This is a genomic window from Pseudomonas protegens CHA0, from assembly GCF_000397205.1.
In the GTDB taxonomy this organism is placed as follows: domain Bacteria; phylum Pseudomonadota; class Gammaproteobacteria; order Pseudomonadales; family Pseudomonadaceae; genus Aquipseudomonas; species Aquipseudomonas protegens.
In genome coordinates this window covers 5,547,121-5,560,889 of the sequence record NC_021237.1, presented here as the reverse complement: position 1 = coordinate 5,560,889, position 13,769 = coordinate 5,547,121, and the positions used below count along the sequence as shown (strand labels likewise).

The window sequence follows — 13,769 nt, the reverse complement described above, 5'->3', positions numbered from 1 at the left end:
AGGAGGTTCACGTGAACAAGTCGTTGCTGGTTGGTGCGGTATTGGGTGCTGTCGGTGTCACCGCCGGGGGTGCTGTTGCCACCTACAGCCTGGTTAAAAGCGGCCCTGAGTATGCGCAAGTGCTGGCCGTTCAGCCGGTCAAGCAACAGATCAAGACCCCGCGGGAGGTCTGCAAGGACGTCGCCGTGACCCGGCAGCGTCCGGTCAAGGATGAGCATCAGATCCTGGGCACCGTGGCTGGCGCAGTGGGCGGTGGCCTGTTGGGTAGCATGATCGGTAATGGCAATGGCAAGAAACTCGCCACGGTTGCCGGTGCTGTTGGTGGGGGCTATGCGGGGAACAAGGTGCAGGAAGGCATGCAGGAGCGTGATACCTACACCACTACGCAGACTCGCTGTAACACGGTCAATGACATCAGTGACAAGATCGTTGGTTATGACGTGAAGTACGACCTGGGTGGCAAGCAGGGCCAGGTGCGTATGGATCGGGATCCGGGCAACCAGATTCCGGTGGATAAAGAAGGGCACCTGATTCTCGGTCAGAACCAGAATCAGCCCGGCCAGTAACCCTCAATTGCAGGAGCCTGTTTGCCGGCGAAGGCGATTTCAAGGTCCCATTCGCCGGCAAGCTGGCTTCTACGGCAATTGCGGGCATAAAAAAAGCACCCCTCGGGGTGCTTTTTTTGTCGCTGGTGCTTAGCGCTTCAGCGAAGCCGGCAGGTGCGGCTGGATGGCGGTCAGAACTGCCTTGAAGCATTTGGTGTTGCCGGCCACGACGTGGCCTTTTTCCAGGAAGTCGTGACCGCCGGTGAAGTCGCTCACCAGGCCGCCGGCCTCCTGGATCAACAGGGCGCCTGCTGCCATGTCCCATTCGGACAGGCCCGATTCCCAGAAGGCGTCAAAGCGACCGGCGGCGACGTAGGCCAGGTCCAGGCTTGCTGCGCCAGCGCGACGGATGCCTGCAGTCTGGCCAACCAGGGCGCGGAACATGCCCAGGTAGTTGTCCAGGTTGTCCATCTGGTCGTCACGGAAGGGGAAGCCGGTGCCCAGCAGGGCGCCGTCCAGGCTGGTGCGGCCGCTGACCCGCAGGCGACGACCGTTCAGCTGGGCACCGCGGCCACGGCTGGCGGTGAATTCTTCCTGGCGAACCGGGTCCAGAACCACGGCGTGTTCCAGGCGGCCACGGTATTTGCAGGCGATGCTCACGGCAAAGTGCGGGATGCCGCGCAGGAAGTTGGTGGTGCCGTCCAGTGGGTCGATGATCCACAGGTAGTCTTCGCCTTCGCCGCTGCCGGCGTGCAGGCCGGTTTCTTCGCCGAGGATGGCGTGGGTCGGGTAGGCTTTGCGCAGCGCGTCGATGATCTTCTGCTCGGCAGCGCGATCAACTTCGGATACGTAGTCTTTGGCGTCTTTTTCGTCGACCTTGATGGTATCCAGGCGCTCGATGGAGCGGAAAATCAATTCACTGGCGCTGCGGGCGGCGCGCAGCGCGATATTCAGCATTGGCTGCATGGATAGGTCACCTAAGGTTGTTAAAGAAAGCCGAGCATTCTAGCAGAAAACTTTTGCAGATGAAGGTCGGCGTTCGCTTTGATTGCATTGATCCGCTGTGTGGCGCATTTCGTCAGCGGGTATTGGCCGCTCCTGTCGCGGGCTCTCAATAAGGCAGCGGAATTGGCAGATGGTTATTTTTGAGGCGGTGGTGCAGCCTGTTCTGTAATATTTGCTCCCCCTTCCCGTGTCCGAGAGCGCCTCCCTTGCTGCAGAACATTCGTGTCGTCCTGGTCAATACCAGTCATCCGGGCAATATCGGCGGGGCTGCGCGTGCCATGAAGAACATGGGCTTGTCGCGGCTGGTGCTGGTGGAGCCGCGGGTATTTCCGTCTCATGAGGCGGATGCGCGGGCTTCTGGTGCCACCGATATTCTCGAAAATGCCCAGGTGGTGGCGACGCTGGAGGATGCTCTGGCGGGTTGCACCCTGGTGTTCGGCACCAGTGCTCGTGATCGGCGCATTCCCTGGCCGCTGCTGGATCCCCGCGAGTCGGGCCTCAAGGTCGTGGAGGAGGCCGGGCAGGGGGCGCAGATCGCTCTGGTGTTCGGTCGTGAAGATTCCGGCCTGACCAATGACGAACTGCAGCGATGTCATTTCCATGTGCATATCCCGTCGGATCCGGAGTTTAGCTCGTTGAACCTGGCCACGGCGGTGCAAGTGCTGACCTATGAAGTGCGCATGTCCTGGTTGGCAGCCCAGGGGCGGCCGAGCAAGGTGGAGAAGGATGAGGTGGCGTCGCCGCGCAGTGATGAGCTGGCAACCATGGATGAGCTGGAGCGGTTCTACGAGCACCTGCAGCAAACCCTGGTGGCCATCGACTTCCTCGATCCGGAGAAACCTCGACACTTGATGGCGCGCTTGCGTCGGTTGTACGGTCGCAGCTCGGTCAGTCGGGCGGAAGTGAATATATTGCGAGGTATCCTCACGGAAACCCAGAAAGCGGCTCGTGGGGAGCTACAGAAGCGGAAGGATCAGTGATGTTCGAACGTCTGCGTGAAGATATCCAAAGTGTTTTCCATCGTGACCCGGCTGCGCGCAACGCCTTTGAGGTGCTGACCTGCTACCCGGGGATGCATGCGATCTGGATCCATCGCCTGTCCGGCGCCTTGTGGGGGATGGGCTGGAAGTGGCTGGCGCGGCTGGTCTCGAACTTCGGGCGCTGGCTGACCGGGATCGAGATTCATCCGGGGGCCAAGGTCGGTCGTCGCTTCTTTATTGACCATGGAATGGGCATCGTCATTGGCGAAACCGCCGAGATCGGTGATGACGTCACGCTTTACCAGGGGGTGACCCTGGGTGGCACCAGTTGGAATAAAGGCAAGCGCCACCCGACCCTGGAAGATGGTGTGGTGGTGGGGGCTGGCGCCAAGGTGCTGGGGCCGTTCACGGTCGGGGCCGGGGCCAAGGTCGGTTCCAATGCCGTGGTGACCAAGGCGGTGCCGGCCGGTGCGACCGTAGTGGGGATTCCGGGGCGGATCATCATGAAATCCAATGATGAGCAGGAAGCCAAGCGCAAGGCCATGGCGGAAAAGCTCGGCTTCGATGCCTATGGCGTCAGTGAAGACATGCCTGACCCCGTGGCGCGGGCCATTGGTCAGTTGCTTGATCACCTGCAAGCGGTCGATGGTCGTCTGGAGGGGATGTGTGGCGCGCTGAAGGATCTGGGCAGTGACTACTGCGCCAAGGACTTGCCTGCCCTGCGTGAAGAAGACTTTGCTGAAGTCAAGGGCAAGGGCGACAGCCAGGTCGGCTGATGCCCCGCAAACCGGCTTCTCCTGCAGGAGCCGGTTTGCCGGCGAAAAAGCCCCTGAGATGCCATAAGCGACCCGCGGGTCAGTTGTTGCCATCGCGCTGTGCCATTACGTCGCAGACTTTGCTATGATTCGCGCGCTCTTTTGCGGGTAAATCCGACTAAAGTAGTTGGTCTTATAGTTGACCTGATTACTCGGGTATTGCATACTCGCCTCCATTCCGAAACTCCGTGGTACTTGTCCATGCGACTGACTACTAAAGGCCGATACGCCGTGACCGCCATGCTCGATCTGGCGTTGCACGCGCAACATGGCCCGGTCTCCCTGGCCGATATCTCCGAGCGCCAAGGCATTTCCCTGTCCTATCTCGAACAGCTTTTCGCCAAATTGCGCCGTAGCAATCTGGTGTCCAGCGTCCGGGGTCCTGGTGGCGGCTATCAGCTGTCCCGCGACATGCAGGGGATCCAGGTGGCCCAGGTGATCGATGCGGTGAACGAATCGGTCGATGCAACCAAATGCCAGGGGCTGGGTGATTGCCATGCCGGCGACACCTGCCTGACGCACCACCTGTGGTGCGATCTGAGCCTGCAGATCCACGAATTTCTAAGCGGTATCAGCTTGGCTGACCTTGTCACTCGCCGTGAGGTGCAAGAAGTAGCCCAGCGTCAGGACCAGCGCCGTTGTAATGGCAAGGCGCCGCGCCTGGACAAGATTGAAGCGTCCGCCGTCGAATGACAGCCAAAGAGCTAGCGGCACGCCAGCCAGCCTGATTTAGGAGAGAGTCCATGAAATTGCCGATTTACCTTGATTACTCAGCGACCACCCCGGTTGATCCGCGCGTCGCGCAGAAAATGAGTGAATGCCTGCTGGTCGACGGGAACTTCGGTAACCCGGCGTCCCGCTCCCACGTGTTTGGCTGGAAAGCCGAAGAATCGGTGGAAAACGCCCGTCGCCAAGTGGCCGACCTGGTTAACGCCGACCCGCGTGAAATCGTCTGGACTTCCGGTGCTACCGAATCCGACAACCTGGCAATCAAGGGTGTCGCGCATTTCTACCACACCAAGGGCAAGCACCTGATCACCTCGAAGATCGAGCACAAGGCTGTCCTGGACACCATGCGCCAACTCGAGCGTGAAGGCTTCGAAGTGACCTACATCGAGCCGGGCGAAGACGGCCTCATCACTCCGGCCATGGTCGAAGCAGCCCTGCGTGACGACACCATCCTGGTTTCGATCATGCATGTGAACAACGAGATCGGCACCATCAACGACATCGCTGCCATCGGCGAGCTGACCCGCTCCAAGGGCGTGTTGTTCCACGTCGACGGCGCTCAGTCCACCGGCAAGGTCGACATCGACCTGCAGGCCCTGAAGGTCGACCTGATGTCCTTCTCCGCCCACAAGACCTACGGCCCGAAAGGGATCGGCGCGCTGTACGTCAGCCGCAAGCCGCGGGTGCGCCTGGAAGCAACCATGCACGGCGGTGGTCACGAACGCGGCATGCGTTCCGGCACCCTGGCTACTCACCAGATCGTCGGCATGGGCGAAGCCTTCCGCGTGGCCAAGGAAGACATGGCCGCCGAGAACCTGCGCATCAAGGCCCTGAGCGACCGCTTCTACAAGCAGGTCGAGCACCTGGAAGAGCTGTACATCAACGGCAGCATGACTGCCCGCGTACCGCACAACCTGAACCTGAGCTTCAACTACGTTGAAGGCGAGTCGCTGATCATGGCCCTCAAGGACCTGGCAGTGTCTTCCGGTTCGGCCTGTACTTCGGCCTCCCTGGAGCCTTCCTACGTGCTGCGTGCCCTGGGTCGCAACGACGAGCTGGCTCACAGCTCGATCCGCTTCACCTTCGGCCGCTTCACCACTGAAGAAGAAATCGATTACGCGGCGCAGAAAGTCTGCGAAGCCGTTACCAAGCTGCGCGCTCTGTCGCCGCTGTGGGACATGTACAAAGATGGCGTCGATATCTCGAAGATCGAGTGGGCGGCGCACTGAATATAAGTCGCCGCACAGGGTTCTGTAGAGCGTACCGATAACGGCGATTTGCAGAACCCAAGAGCGACTCTCTGATGAGTGAGGATTAAGAATCATGGCTTACAGCGAAAAGGTCATCGACCACTACGAGAACCCGCGCAACGTCGGCAAGATGAACGCGGAAGATCCGGATGTCGGCACCGGCATGGTCGGCGCTCCTGCCTGCGGCGACGTGATGCGCCTGCAGATCAAGGTCAATGAGCAGGGCATCATCGAAGACGCCAAGTTCAAGACCTATGGCTGCGGTTCCGCCATTGCTTCCAGCTCCCTGGCCACTGAGTGGATGAAGGGCAAGACCCTGGATGAAGCCGAAACCATCAAGAACACCCAGCTGGCTGAAGAGCTGGCCCTGCCTCCCGTGAAGATTCACTGCTCGGTACTCGCCGAAGACGCCATCAAGGCCGCCGTACGCGACTACAAGCAGAAGAAAGGCCTGATCTGACCGATCGGCTTTCACAGATTTGGCGACAAGTAAGGAGTCACGATGGCTATCAGCATGACAGAAGCGGCTGCTCAACACGTGCGACGCTCCCTCAACGGGCGCGGCAAGGGTGATGGGATTCGTCTGGGTGTTCGCACCACGGGCTGTTCCGGCCTTGCCTACGTGCTGGAGTTCGTCGACGAGATTGGCGAGGACGATCAGGTATTCGAGAGTCACGGCGAGAAAGTGATCATCGATCCGAAAAGCCTGACCTATCTGGACGGCACCGAACTTGATTTCGTCAAGGAAGGGTTGAACGAAGGCTTCAAGTTCAACAACCCCAACGTGCGCGGTGAGTGTGGCTGCGGCGAAAGCTTCAACATCTGAGGCTTGTCGTGGGTACTCCTTGTCATTTCGCTTTATTTGAGCTGCAACCGAGCTTCCGCCTGGATCTCGAGCAGTTGGCCGCGCGCTACCGCGAGTTGGCGCGTGGGGTTCATCCAGACCGTTTTGCCGATGCTTCCGAGCGCGAGCAGCGCCTGGCCCTGGAGCAGTCGGCAAGCCTCAACGAGGCTTACCAGACCCTCAAGAGCCCGCCCAAGCGCGCCCGTTACCTGCTGGCTTTGAATGGCGGCGAGTTGCCGTTGGAAGTCACGGTGCATGATCCGGAGTTTCTTCTGCAGCAGATGCAATGGCGCGAAGAACTCGAGGATTTGCAGGACAGCGCCGACCTGGCCGGAGTGGCGGCATTCAAGCGTCGGCTCAAGACAGCCCAGGATGAGCTGAATGAAAGCTTCGCAGCCTGTTGGGATGATGCGGCGCAACGCGAGCAGGCCGAGCGCCTGATGCGGCGCATGCAGTTCCTCGACAAGCTCACCTACGAAGTGCGCCAGTTAGAAGAGCGCCTCGACGATTAACCCAGTGCCGCTCCGGTCGCACGCCTGATATACAGATAAGTCCAGATAAGCATGGCCCTACTGCAGATCGCCGAACCCGGCCAAAGTCCTCAACCGCACCAGCGTCGCCTGGCTGTGGGGATCGACTTGGGCACTACCAATTCGCTGGTCGCTGCCTTGCGCAGTGGTCTTTCCGAGCCGCTGGCCGACGCGCAGGGGCAGGTGATTCTGCCGTCCGCGGTGCGTTATCACGCCGACCGCGTCGAGGTGGGCGAGTCTGCCCGCCTGGCAGCACCTACCGACCCTTTGAATACCGTGCTTTCGGTCAAGCGCCTGATGGGGCGTGGCCTGTCCGACGTCAAGCAGCTGGGTGAGCAACTGCCCTATCGCTTCGTCGAGGGCGAGTCGCACATGCCGTTCATCGAGACCATCCAGGGGCCGAAAAGCCCGGTGGAGGTATCGGCTGAAGTGCTCAAGGTGTTGCGTCAGCGTGCTGAGGCGGCCCTGGGTGGCGAGCTGGTAGGTGCGGTCATCACCGTTCCTGCCTATTTCGACGACGCCCAGCGTCAAGCCACCAAGGATGCGGCCAAGCTGGCCGGCCTGAATGTGCTGCGCCTGCTCAACGAGCCGACCGCGGCGGCTGTGGCTTATGGTCTGGATCAGCACGCCGAAGGCGTGGTGGCGATCTATGACTTGGGTGGCGGCACCTTCGATATTTCCATTCTGCGCCTGACCGGCGGCGTCTTCGAAGTCTTGGCTACCGGTGGCGATACTGCCTTGGGCGGCGATGACTTCGATCACGCCATTGCCGGCTGGATCATCGAGGGCGCGGGCCTGTCCGCCGACCTCGACCCGGGTACCCAGCGCAGTCTGTTGCAAGCCGCTTGTGCAGCCAAGGAAGCCTTGACCGGCGCCGCGTCCGTGGAAGTGGTGTATGGCGATTGGCGTGCCACCCTGACTCGCGACGCCTTCGACGCCCTGATCGAACCGATGGTTGCCCGCAGCCTCAAGGCCTGTCGTCGTGCTGTACGCGATTCCAATGTCGAATTGGATGAAGTGCAGGCGGTGGTCATGGTGGGCGGTTCGACTCGTGTGCCGCGTGTGCGTGAGGCGGTGGCTGAAATGTTCGGTCGCCAGCCGTTGACCGAGATCGATCCGGATCAAGTGGTGGCCATTGGGGCCGCGATCCAGGCCGATACCTTGGCCGGCAACAAGCGCGAAGGCGGCGAATTGCTGCTGCTGGACGTGATTCCGCTGTCCCTGGGGTTGGAAACCATGGGCGGGCTGATGGAGAAGGTGATTCCGCGCAACACCACCATTCCGGTTGCCCGTGCCCAGGACTTCACCACCTACAAGGATGGCCAGACGGCCATGATGGTTCATGTGCTGCAGGGCGAGCGCGAGCTGATCAGCGACTGCCGCTCCCTGGCGCGTTTCGAATTGCGCGGCATCCCACCGATGGTGGCCGGTGCGGCGAAGATCCGCGTGACCTTCCAGGTCGACGCCGATGGCCTGCTCAGCGTTTCTGCGCGAGAGCTGGGTTCGGGCGTCGAAGCCAGCATCCAGGTCAAGCCATCCTACGGTCTGACCGACGGTGAGATCGCCAAGATGCTCAAGGATTCCTTCCAGTACGCCGGCGACGACAAGGTGGCCCGTGTACTGCGCGAGCAGCAGGTTGATGCTCAGCGCCTGATCGAGGCGGTGCAAGGTGCCCTGGACGCCGATGGCGAGCGTCTGCTGGACGCCGAAGAACGCATGGTCATCGAGCTGCAGATGCAGGAATTGAGTGAATTGATGCGTGGCACCGATGGTTATGCCATCGAGCAGCAGACCAAGCGTCTGTCGCAAGTGACCGATGCCTTTGCTGCCCGACGCCTGGATTCGACGGTGAAAGCCGCGCTGGCGGGGCGCAACCTGAATGAAATCGAGGAATAACTGATGCCGCAGATCATTTTTCTGCCACACGCCGTGTTCTGTCCGGACGGCCTGGTTGTAGAGGTCGAGCCTGGCGTCTCGGTGCTCGAGGTGGCACATGACAACCACATCGAGATCGAAAGTGCCTGTGGCGGCGTCTGTGCCTGCACCACCTGCCATTGCATCATTCGTGAAGGCTTCGACTCGCTGAACGAGGCTGACGAGCTGGAAGAAGACCTGCTGGACAAGGCCTGGGGCCTGGAAGCGCAGTCGCGTCTGTCCTGCCAGGCCATCGTCGGCGATGAAGACCTGACCGTCGAAATTCCAAAATACTCGCTCAACCATGCAGCCGAAGCGCCGCACTGATTTCAAGGAACTGGCATGAGCCTCAAGTGGGTTGATGTACTGGAAATCGCGATCCAACTGGCTGAGTCCAAGCCGGATGTGGATCCGCGTTATGTGAACTTTGTCGATCTGCACCAATGGGTTCTGGCACTGCCGGAGTTCAGCGACGATCCGGCTCGCGGAGGCGAGAAGGTTCTTGAAGCAATTCAGGCCGCCTGGATCGACGAAGCTGACTGAATCCGCGGGCTACGCAGTTAGGCAATCCCTATAAACCCGCGTATAATTCGCGGGTTTAATTTTTCGCTTTAATCACCGTTTCTGGAGTTACACCATGGCTGTTCAACGTACTTTCTCCATCATCAAGCCTGACGCTGTTGCAAAAAACGTTATCGGCAAGATCGTTTCCCGTTTTGAAGAAGCCGGCCTGCGCGTTGTAGCTTCGAAAATGAAGCAACTGTCCAAGGCTGAAGCTGAAGGCTTCTACGCTGAGCACAGCGAGCGTGGCTTCTTCGGCGAACTGGTTGCCTTCATGACTTCCGGCCCGGTTGTTGTTCAGGTTCTGGAAGGCGAAAACGCCATCGTTCGCAACCGTGAGCTGATGGGCGCTACCAACCCTAAAGAAGCTGCTGCCGGCACCATCCGTGCTGACTTCGCCGAGTCCATCGACGCCAACGCCGTTCACGGTTCGGACTCCGAAGCTGCCGCTGCTCGCGAAATCGCTTACTTCTTCGCAGCTACTGAAGTAACCGCTCGCTGAGTAAGGCTTGCGCGTGAGAGGTGAAACCATGACTGCATCGATCGGCAAAACTAACCTGTTGGGGCTTACTCAACCGGAAATGGAGAAATTCTTCGACTCAATCGGGGAGAAGCGTTTCCGTGCCGGTCAGGTAATGAAATGGATTCACCACTTTGGCGTCGATGATTTCGACGCCATGACGAATGTCGGCAAGGCCTTGCGCGAAAAGCTCAAGGCTGTTGCCGAGATTCGCGGTCCGGAAGTGGTCAGCGAGGACATCTCCAGCGACGGCACCCGTAAATGGGTGGTGCGCGTGGCGTCCGGCAGCTGCGTCGAGACCGTCTACATTCCCCAGGGCAAGCGCGGCACTCTGTGCGTTTCGTCCCAGGCGGGCTGTGCCCTGGATTGCAGTTTCTGCTCCACCGGCAAGCAAGGCTTCAATAGCAACCTCACCGCCGCCGAAGTCATCGGCCAGGTGTGGATTGCCAACAAATCCTTTGGCAGCGTCCCGGCGACCGTCGACCGTGCCATCACCAACGTGGTGATGATGGGCATGGGTGAGCCGCTGCTGAACTTCGACAACGTCATTGCTGCCATGCACCTGATGATGGACGACCTGGGCTACGGCATCTCCAAGCGCCGGGTGACCCTGTCGACCTCCGGCGTGGTGCCGATGATCGATGAGCTGGCCAAGCACATCGACGTCTCGCTGGCGTTGTCTCTGCACGCACCCAATGATGCGCTGCGCAACCAGCTGGTACCGATCAACAAGAAGTACCCGCTGAAGATGCTGCTCGAGTCCTGCCAGCGCTACATGTCGGCCCTGGGTGAGAAGCGTGTGCTGACCATCGAGTACACCCTCCTCAAAGACGTCAACGACAAGCTTGAGCACGCGGTGGAGATGATCGAGCTGCTCAAGGATGTACCGTGCAAGATCAACCTGATCCCGTTCAACCCGTTCCCGCATTCCGGGTACGAGCGTCCGAGCAACAATGCCATTCGTCGCTTCCAGGACCAGCTGCATCACGCCGGTTTCAACGTCACCGTGCGCACCACGCGTGGTGAAGACATCGATGCCGCCTGCGGTCAGTTGGTCGGGCAGGTGCTGGACCGCACCCGTCGTAGCGAACGCTATATCGCCGTGCGTGAGTTGAGCGCCGACGCCGATATGCCGCAAAGCGCCGCAACCCGTACCTGAGAGAGGATCTCCATGGCCCTGCGCTTTGCGCTGCTCCTGCTTGTTGCCAGCCTGTGTGCTGGCTGTGTTCTGTCGGGTGATTCCAACCCGATGAACACCAGCAAGGGGCGCGACGAGGCGCGCGAGGCCTATGTGCAGTTGGGCCTGGGCTACTTGCAGCAGGGCATGAGCGAGCGGGCCAAGGTGCCACTGAAGAAAGCCCTGGAACTGGCCCCCGCCGATGCCGACGCCAATGCTGCCCTTGCACTGGTGTTCCAGGCCGAGATGGAACCGGCCCTGGCCGACGAGCATTTTCGCCAGGCCCTGGCGGCGCGTCCGGAGAGTGCCCGGATCCTCAATAACTACGGCAGCTTTCTGTTCCAGGAAAAACGTTACAAAGAGGCTTATCAGCGCTTTGAGCAAGCCGCTGCTGATACTCTGTACCCCGAACGTTCCCGAGTGTTTGAAAACCTCGGCATGACCGCTTCAAGGCTCGGCCAGCGTGATCTGGCCCAGCTGCAGCTGGAAAAGGCCTTGCGTCTCAATCATCAACAGCCCCGTGCATTGCTGGAAATGGCTGAGTTGTCTTACGAAGACAGGCATTATGTGCCCGCGCGCGACTATTACGATCGTTTTAGCCTGCTCGGCGAGCAAAATGCACGTAGTCTATTGCTCGGCGTTCGGCTGGCAACGGTGTTCGAAGATCGCGACAAGGCCTCCAGTTACGGTCTGCAACTAAAACGACTTTATCCCGGTACGCCGGAATATCAGCAATACCTGTCGGAGCAATGATGAAAGCGGCCCATCCCGAAGTTCAAGCAGTGACTCGCGTAAACCCCGGTGAGACCCTGCGTCAGGCCCGCGAAAGCAATGGTTGGTCGCTGGCCGAAGTGGCCCACAAGCTCAACCTCACCGTGAGCTCCCTGAGCAACCTGGAAGCTGGCGCCTTCGACAAGCTGCCGGGGCACACTTTCGCCCGTGGCTATATTCGTGCCTACGCCAAATTGCTGGGCATGGATCAGGCGGTACTGGTCCAGGAGTTCGATCAATACACCGGTACCGACTCCCAGGGCAGCAGCGTCCATGCCCTGGGGCGCATCGAAGAGCCGGTGCGGGTTTCCCACACTATCTTGCGCATTGTCAGTTTGCTGCTGCTGGTGGCGGTGGTTGGTGGCGGTTTCATCTGGTGGCAGGATCAGTCCTCCCAGCGCGGCAAGGAGCCGGTCTCCCTGAGCCCCGAGCATGTCGAGGTCGAAGGCGCCGACGGCACTACCCAGATTCATCCTATCGACGAGCCCGAAGACCAAGCGGTTGCCGAGGGGCAGAGCGAGGCGCTGGACAACGCCGCTCAAAGCGAAGGCCAGGCAGCGAGCGAGACTCCTGCCGCCCCAGCCGTTTCGACCGCTCCGGCACCGGCTGCCACTGCGTCCGTCCCCGCAGCTCCCGTGCACAACGCGCCGGCTCCGGCGCCTGTCGCACCGGCTGCCGTGGCGCAAGCGCCTGTCACGCCGACCGCGCCTGCTGCTGCGGTTGCACCGGGCAGCGCTGCGGCAACTGCAGTTGCAGGCGCGGGCCAGGTACAGATCCAGTTCAGCGCCGACTGCTGGGCCCAGGTCATCGATGCCAACGGCAAGGTTCTGCTCAGCGCCCTCAAGCGCAAGGGTGAAAATGTCGATGTCAGCGGCAAGCCGCCTTTTGCCGTACGTCTGGGCTATGCCCGTGGCGCACAAATCACTTACAACGGTCAGGCGGTGGATATCGCCCCGTTCACCAGTGGCGAGACTGCTCGCCTGAAGTTAGGTCAATAAGTCATGCACGGCGAATCTCCAATCAAGCGTCGCGAATCCCGCAAGATCTGGGTCGGCTCGGTACCGGTCGGAGGCGATGCCCCGATTGCGGTGCAGAGCATGACCAACAGCGACACCAACGACGTGGCCGCAACCGTCGCCCAGATCAACCGCCTGGAAGCCGCCGGTGTCGATATCGTGCGGGTTTCGGTGCCGGACATGGACGCCGCCGAGGCGTTCGGCCGGATCAAGCAGCAGGTCAAGGTACCGCTGGTGGCCGACATCCACTTCGACTACAAGATCGCGCTGCGTGTGGCCGAACTGGGCGTCGATTGCCTGCGGATCAACCCGGGCAATATCGGTCGTGAAGACCGGGTACGCGCGGTGGTGGATGCTGCCCGTGATCGCGGGATCCCGATCCGTATCGGGGTCAACGCCGGTTCCCTGGAAAAAGACCTGCAGAAAAAATACGGCGAACCGACCCCGGCTGCATTGGTGGAGTCGGCGCTGCGTCACGTAGAGCACCTGGAACGCCTGAATTTCAAGGACTTCAAGGTCAGCGTGAAAGCCTCTGACGTGTTCATGGCCGTCGAGGCCTACCGCCTGCTGGCCAAGGAAATCATCCAGCCCCTGCACCTGGGGATCACCGAAGCCGGTGGTTTGCGTTCAGGCACAGTGAAATCCGCCGTCGGCCTCGGTATGCTGCTGGCCGAAGGAATTGGCGATACCATTCGCATTTCGCTGGCGGCCGACCCGGTCGAGGAAGTGAAGGTCGGCTACGACATTCTCAAGTCCCTGCACCTGCGTTCCCGTGGCATCAACTTCATCGCCTGCCCGAGCTGCTCGCGGCAGAACTTCGATGTGGTGAAAACCATGAACGAACTGGAAGGACGGCTTGAAGACCTGTTGGTGCCGTTGGATGTTGCAGTGATCGGTTGCGTGGTCAACGGTCCGGGTGAAGCCAAAGAGGCGCACATCGGCCTGACCGGTGGTACACCGAACCTGATCTACATCGATGGCAAGCCGGCACAGAAACTGACCAATGACAATCTGGTGGACGAGCTTGAAAAGCTGATCCGGCAGAAGGCGGCCGAAAAGGTCGAGGCCGACGCAGCGCTGATCGCTCGCGGCTAACCGAACGTATTTAAGGA

Annotated in this window: 17 protein-coding genes; 16 read left to right on the top strand and 1 reads right to left on the bottom strand. The window is 60.4% G+C overall.

What is annotated here, in order from left to right; translation table 11 throughout:
* The first annotated feature begins 11 nt into the window (after positions 1-11).
* Positions 12-566: a glycine zipper 2TM domain-containing protein gene (locus PFLCHA0_RS24725; protein WP_041752543.1), complete on the top strand. Its 555-nt coding sequence runs from the start codon at positions 12-14 to the stop codon at positions 564-566.
* A 129-nt stretch (positions 567-695) separates the two neighbouring features.
* Here PFLCHA0_RS24725 and suhB read toward each other — a convergent pair whose 3' ends face one another.
* Positions 696-1,511 (bottom strand): type III secretion system regulator SuhB, encoded by an 816-nt coding sequence (gene suhB / locus PFLCHA0_RS24720; protein WP_011063220.1) that lies wholly within the window; start codon positions 1,509-1,511, stop codon positions 696-698.
* Between the two features lie 245 nt (positions 1,512-1,756).
* On the opposite strand from suhB, the gene trmJ reads away from it, so the two are divergent.
* From trmJ to ispG, 15 genes are all read left to right on the top strand, one after another.
* Entirely contained in the window at positions 1,757-2,530 is a 774-nt protein-coding gene (gene trmJ / locus PFLCHA0_RS24715; protein ID WP_015636882.1) for a tRNA (cytosine(32)/uridine(32)-2'-O)-methyltransferase TrmJ, read from the top strand.
* On the top strand, positions 2,530-3,306 hold the full coding sequence (gene cysE / locus PFLCHA0_RS24710; protein ID WP_011063218.1) for a serine O-acetyltransferase: 777 nt from the start codon (positions 2,530-2,532) through the stop codon (positions 3,304-3,306). The genes trmJ and cysE overlap by 1 nt, the downstream gene beginning before the upstream one ends.
* Positions 3,307-3,546: 240 nt before the next feature.
* On the top strand, positions 3,547-4,038 hold the full coding sequence (gene iscR, locus PFLCHA0_RS24705) for a Fe-S cluster assembly transcriptional regulator IscR (protein WP_011063217.1): 492 nt from the start codon (positions 3,547-3,549) through the stop codon (positions 4,036-4,038).
* Positions 4,039-4,088: 50 nt separating this feature from the next.
* Positions 4,089-5,303, top strand: a complete 1,215-nt coding sequence (locus PFLCHA0_RS24700; protein WP_015636881.1) for an IscS subfamily cysteine desulfurase — start codon at positions 4,089-4,091, stop codon at positions 5,301-5,303.
* Between the two features lie 94 nt (positions 5,304-5,397).
* Complete coding sequence (gene iscU, locus PFLCHA0_RS24695; RefSeq protein WP_007929523.1) at positions 5,398-5,784, top strand: Fe-S cluster assembly scaffold IscU; 387 nt, start codon at positions 5,398-5,400, stop codon at positions 5,782-5,784.
* A 42-nt stretch (positions 5,785-5,826) separates the two neighbouring features.
* Positions 5,827-6,150: an iron-sulfur cluster assembly protein IscA gene (iscA, locus tag PFLCHA0_RS24690; protein WP_007929524.1), complete on the top strand. Its 324-nt coding sequence runs from the start codon at positions 5,827-5,829 to the stop codon at positions 6,148-6,150.
* Positions 6,151-6,158: 8 nt separating this feature from the next.
* Entirely contained in the window at positions 6,159-6,680 is a 522-nt protein-coding gene (gene hscB, locus PFLCHA0_RS24685) for a co-chaperone HscB (protein WP_011063215.1), read from the top strand.
* A 51-nt stretch (positions 6,681-6,731) separates the two neighbouring features.
* Positions 6,732-8,594, top strand: a complete 1,863-nt coding sequence (hscA, locus tag PFLCHA0_RS24680; RefSeq protein ID WP_011063214.1) for a Fe-S protein assembly chaperone HscA — start codon at positions 6,732-6,734, stop codon at positions 8,592-8,594.
* Positions 8,595-8,597: 3 nt separating this feature from the next.
* Positions 8,598-8,939, top strand: coding sequence for an ISC system 2Fe-2S type ferredoxin (fdx, locus tag PFLCHA0_RS24675; RefSeq protein ID WP_011063213.1), 342 nt, complete (start codon positions 8,598-8,600; stop codon positions 8,937-8,939).
* A 15-nt stretch (positions 8,940-8,954) separates the two neighbouring features.
* Positions 8,955-9,155, top strand: a complete 201-nt coding sequence (gene iscX / locus PFLCHA0_RS24670; RefSeq protein WP_011063212.1) for a Fe-S cluster assembly protein IscX — start codon at positions 8,955-8,957, stop codon at positions 9,153-9,155.
* Between the two features lie 94 nt (positions 9,156-9,249).
* Positions 9,250-9,675 (top strand): nucleoside-diphosphate kinase, encoded by a 426-nt coding sequence (gene ndk, locus PFLCHA0_RS24665; protein ID WP_011063211.1) that lies wholly within the window; start codon positions 9,250-9,252, stop codon positions 9,673-9,675.
* A 28-nt stretch (positions 9,676-9,703) separates the two neighbouring features.
* The gene (gene rlmN, locus PFLCHA0_RS24660; protein WP_011063210.1) at positions 9,704-10,852 is read left to right on the top strand and encodes a dual-specificity RNA methyltransferase RlmN; all 1,149 of its coding nucleotides are present in this window, start codon (positions 9,704-9,706) and stop codon (positions 10,850-10,852) included.
* A 12-nt stretch (positions 10,853-10,864) separates the two neighbouring features.
* The gene (gene pilW / locus PFLCHA0_RS24655) at positions 10,865-11,623 is read left to right on the top strand and encodes a type IV pilus biogenesis/stability protein PilW (RefSeq protein ID WP_015636880.1); all 759 of its coding nucleotides are present in this window, start codon (positions 10,865-10,867) and stop codon (positions 11,621-11,623) included.
* Positions 11,623-12,639: a RodZ domain-containing protein gene (locus PFLCHA0_RS24650; protein ID WP_015636879.1), complete on the top strand. Its 1,017-nt coding sequence runs from the start codon at positions 11,623-11,625 to the stop codon at positions 12,637-12,639. The genes pilW and PFLCHA0_RS24650 overlap by 1 nt, the downstream gene beginning before the upstream one ends.
* A gap of 3 nt (positions 12,640-12,642) precedes the next feature.
* Positions 12,643-13,752, top strand: coding sequence for a flavodoxin-dependent (E)-4-hydroxy-3-methylbut-2-enyl-diphosphate synthase (gene ispG / locus PFLCHA0_RS24645; RefSeq protein WP_011063207.1), 1,110 nt, complete (start codon positions 12,643-12,645; stop codon positions 13,750-13,752).
* Positions 13,753-13,769: the final 17 nt, after the last annotated feature.

Coding starts and splice junctions, on each gene's coding strand:
- suhB (WP_011063220.1), bottom strand. CDS start 1,511: ATGCAGCCAATGCTGAATATCGCGCTGCGCGCCGCCCGCAGCGCCAGT.
- cysE (WP_011063218.1), top strand. CDS start 2,530: ATGTTCGAACGTCTGCGTGAAGATATCCAAAGTGTTTTCCATCGTGAC.
- iscR (WP_011063217.1), top strand. CDS start 3,547: ATGCGACTGACTACTAAAGGCCGATACGCCGTGACCGCCATGCTCGAT.
- PFLCHA0_RS24700 (WP_015636881.1), top strand. CDS start 4,089: ATGAAATTGCCGATTTACCTTGATTACTCAGCGACCACCCCGGTTGAT.
- iscU (WP_007929523.1), top strand. CDS start 5,398: ATGGCTTACAGCGAAAAGGTCATCGACCACTACGAGAACCCGCGCAAC.
- iscA (WP_007929524.1), top strand. CDS start 5,827: ATGGCTATCAGCATGACAGAAGCGGCTGCTCAACACGTGCGACGCTCC.
- hscA (WP_011063214.1), top strand. CDS start 6,732: ATGGCCCTACTGCAGATCGCCGAACCCGGCCAAAGTCCTCAACCGCAC.
- fdx (WP_011063213.1), top strand. CDS start 8,598: ATGCCGCAGATCATTTTTCTGCCACACGCCGTGTTCTGTCCGGACGGC.
- iscX (WP_011063212.1), top strand. CDS start 8,955: ATGAGCCTCAAGTGGGTTGATGTACTGGAAATCGCGATCCAACTGGCT.
- ndk (WP_011063211.1), top strand. CDS start 9,250: ATGGCTGTTCAACGTACTTTCTCCATCATCAAGCCTGACGCTGTTGCA.
- rlmN (WP_011063210.1), top strand. CDS start 9,704: ATGACTGCATCGATCGGCAAAACTAACCTGTTGGGGCTTACTCAACCG.
- pilW (WP_015636880.1), top strand. CDS start 10,865: ATGGCCCTGCGCTTTGCGCTGCTCCTGCTTGTTGCCAGCCTGTGTGCT.
- PFLCHA0_RS24650 (WP_015636879.1), top strand. CDS start 11,623: ATGAAAGCGGCCCATCCCGAAGTTCAAGCAGTGACTCGCGTAAACCCC.
- ispG (WP_011063207.1), top strand. CDS start 12,643: ATGCACGGCGAATCTCCAATCAAGCGTCGCGAATCCCGCAAGATCTGG.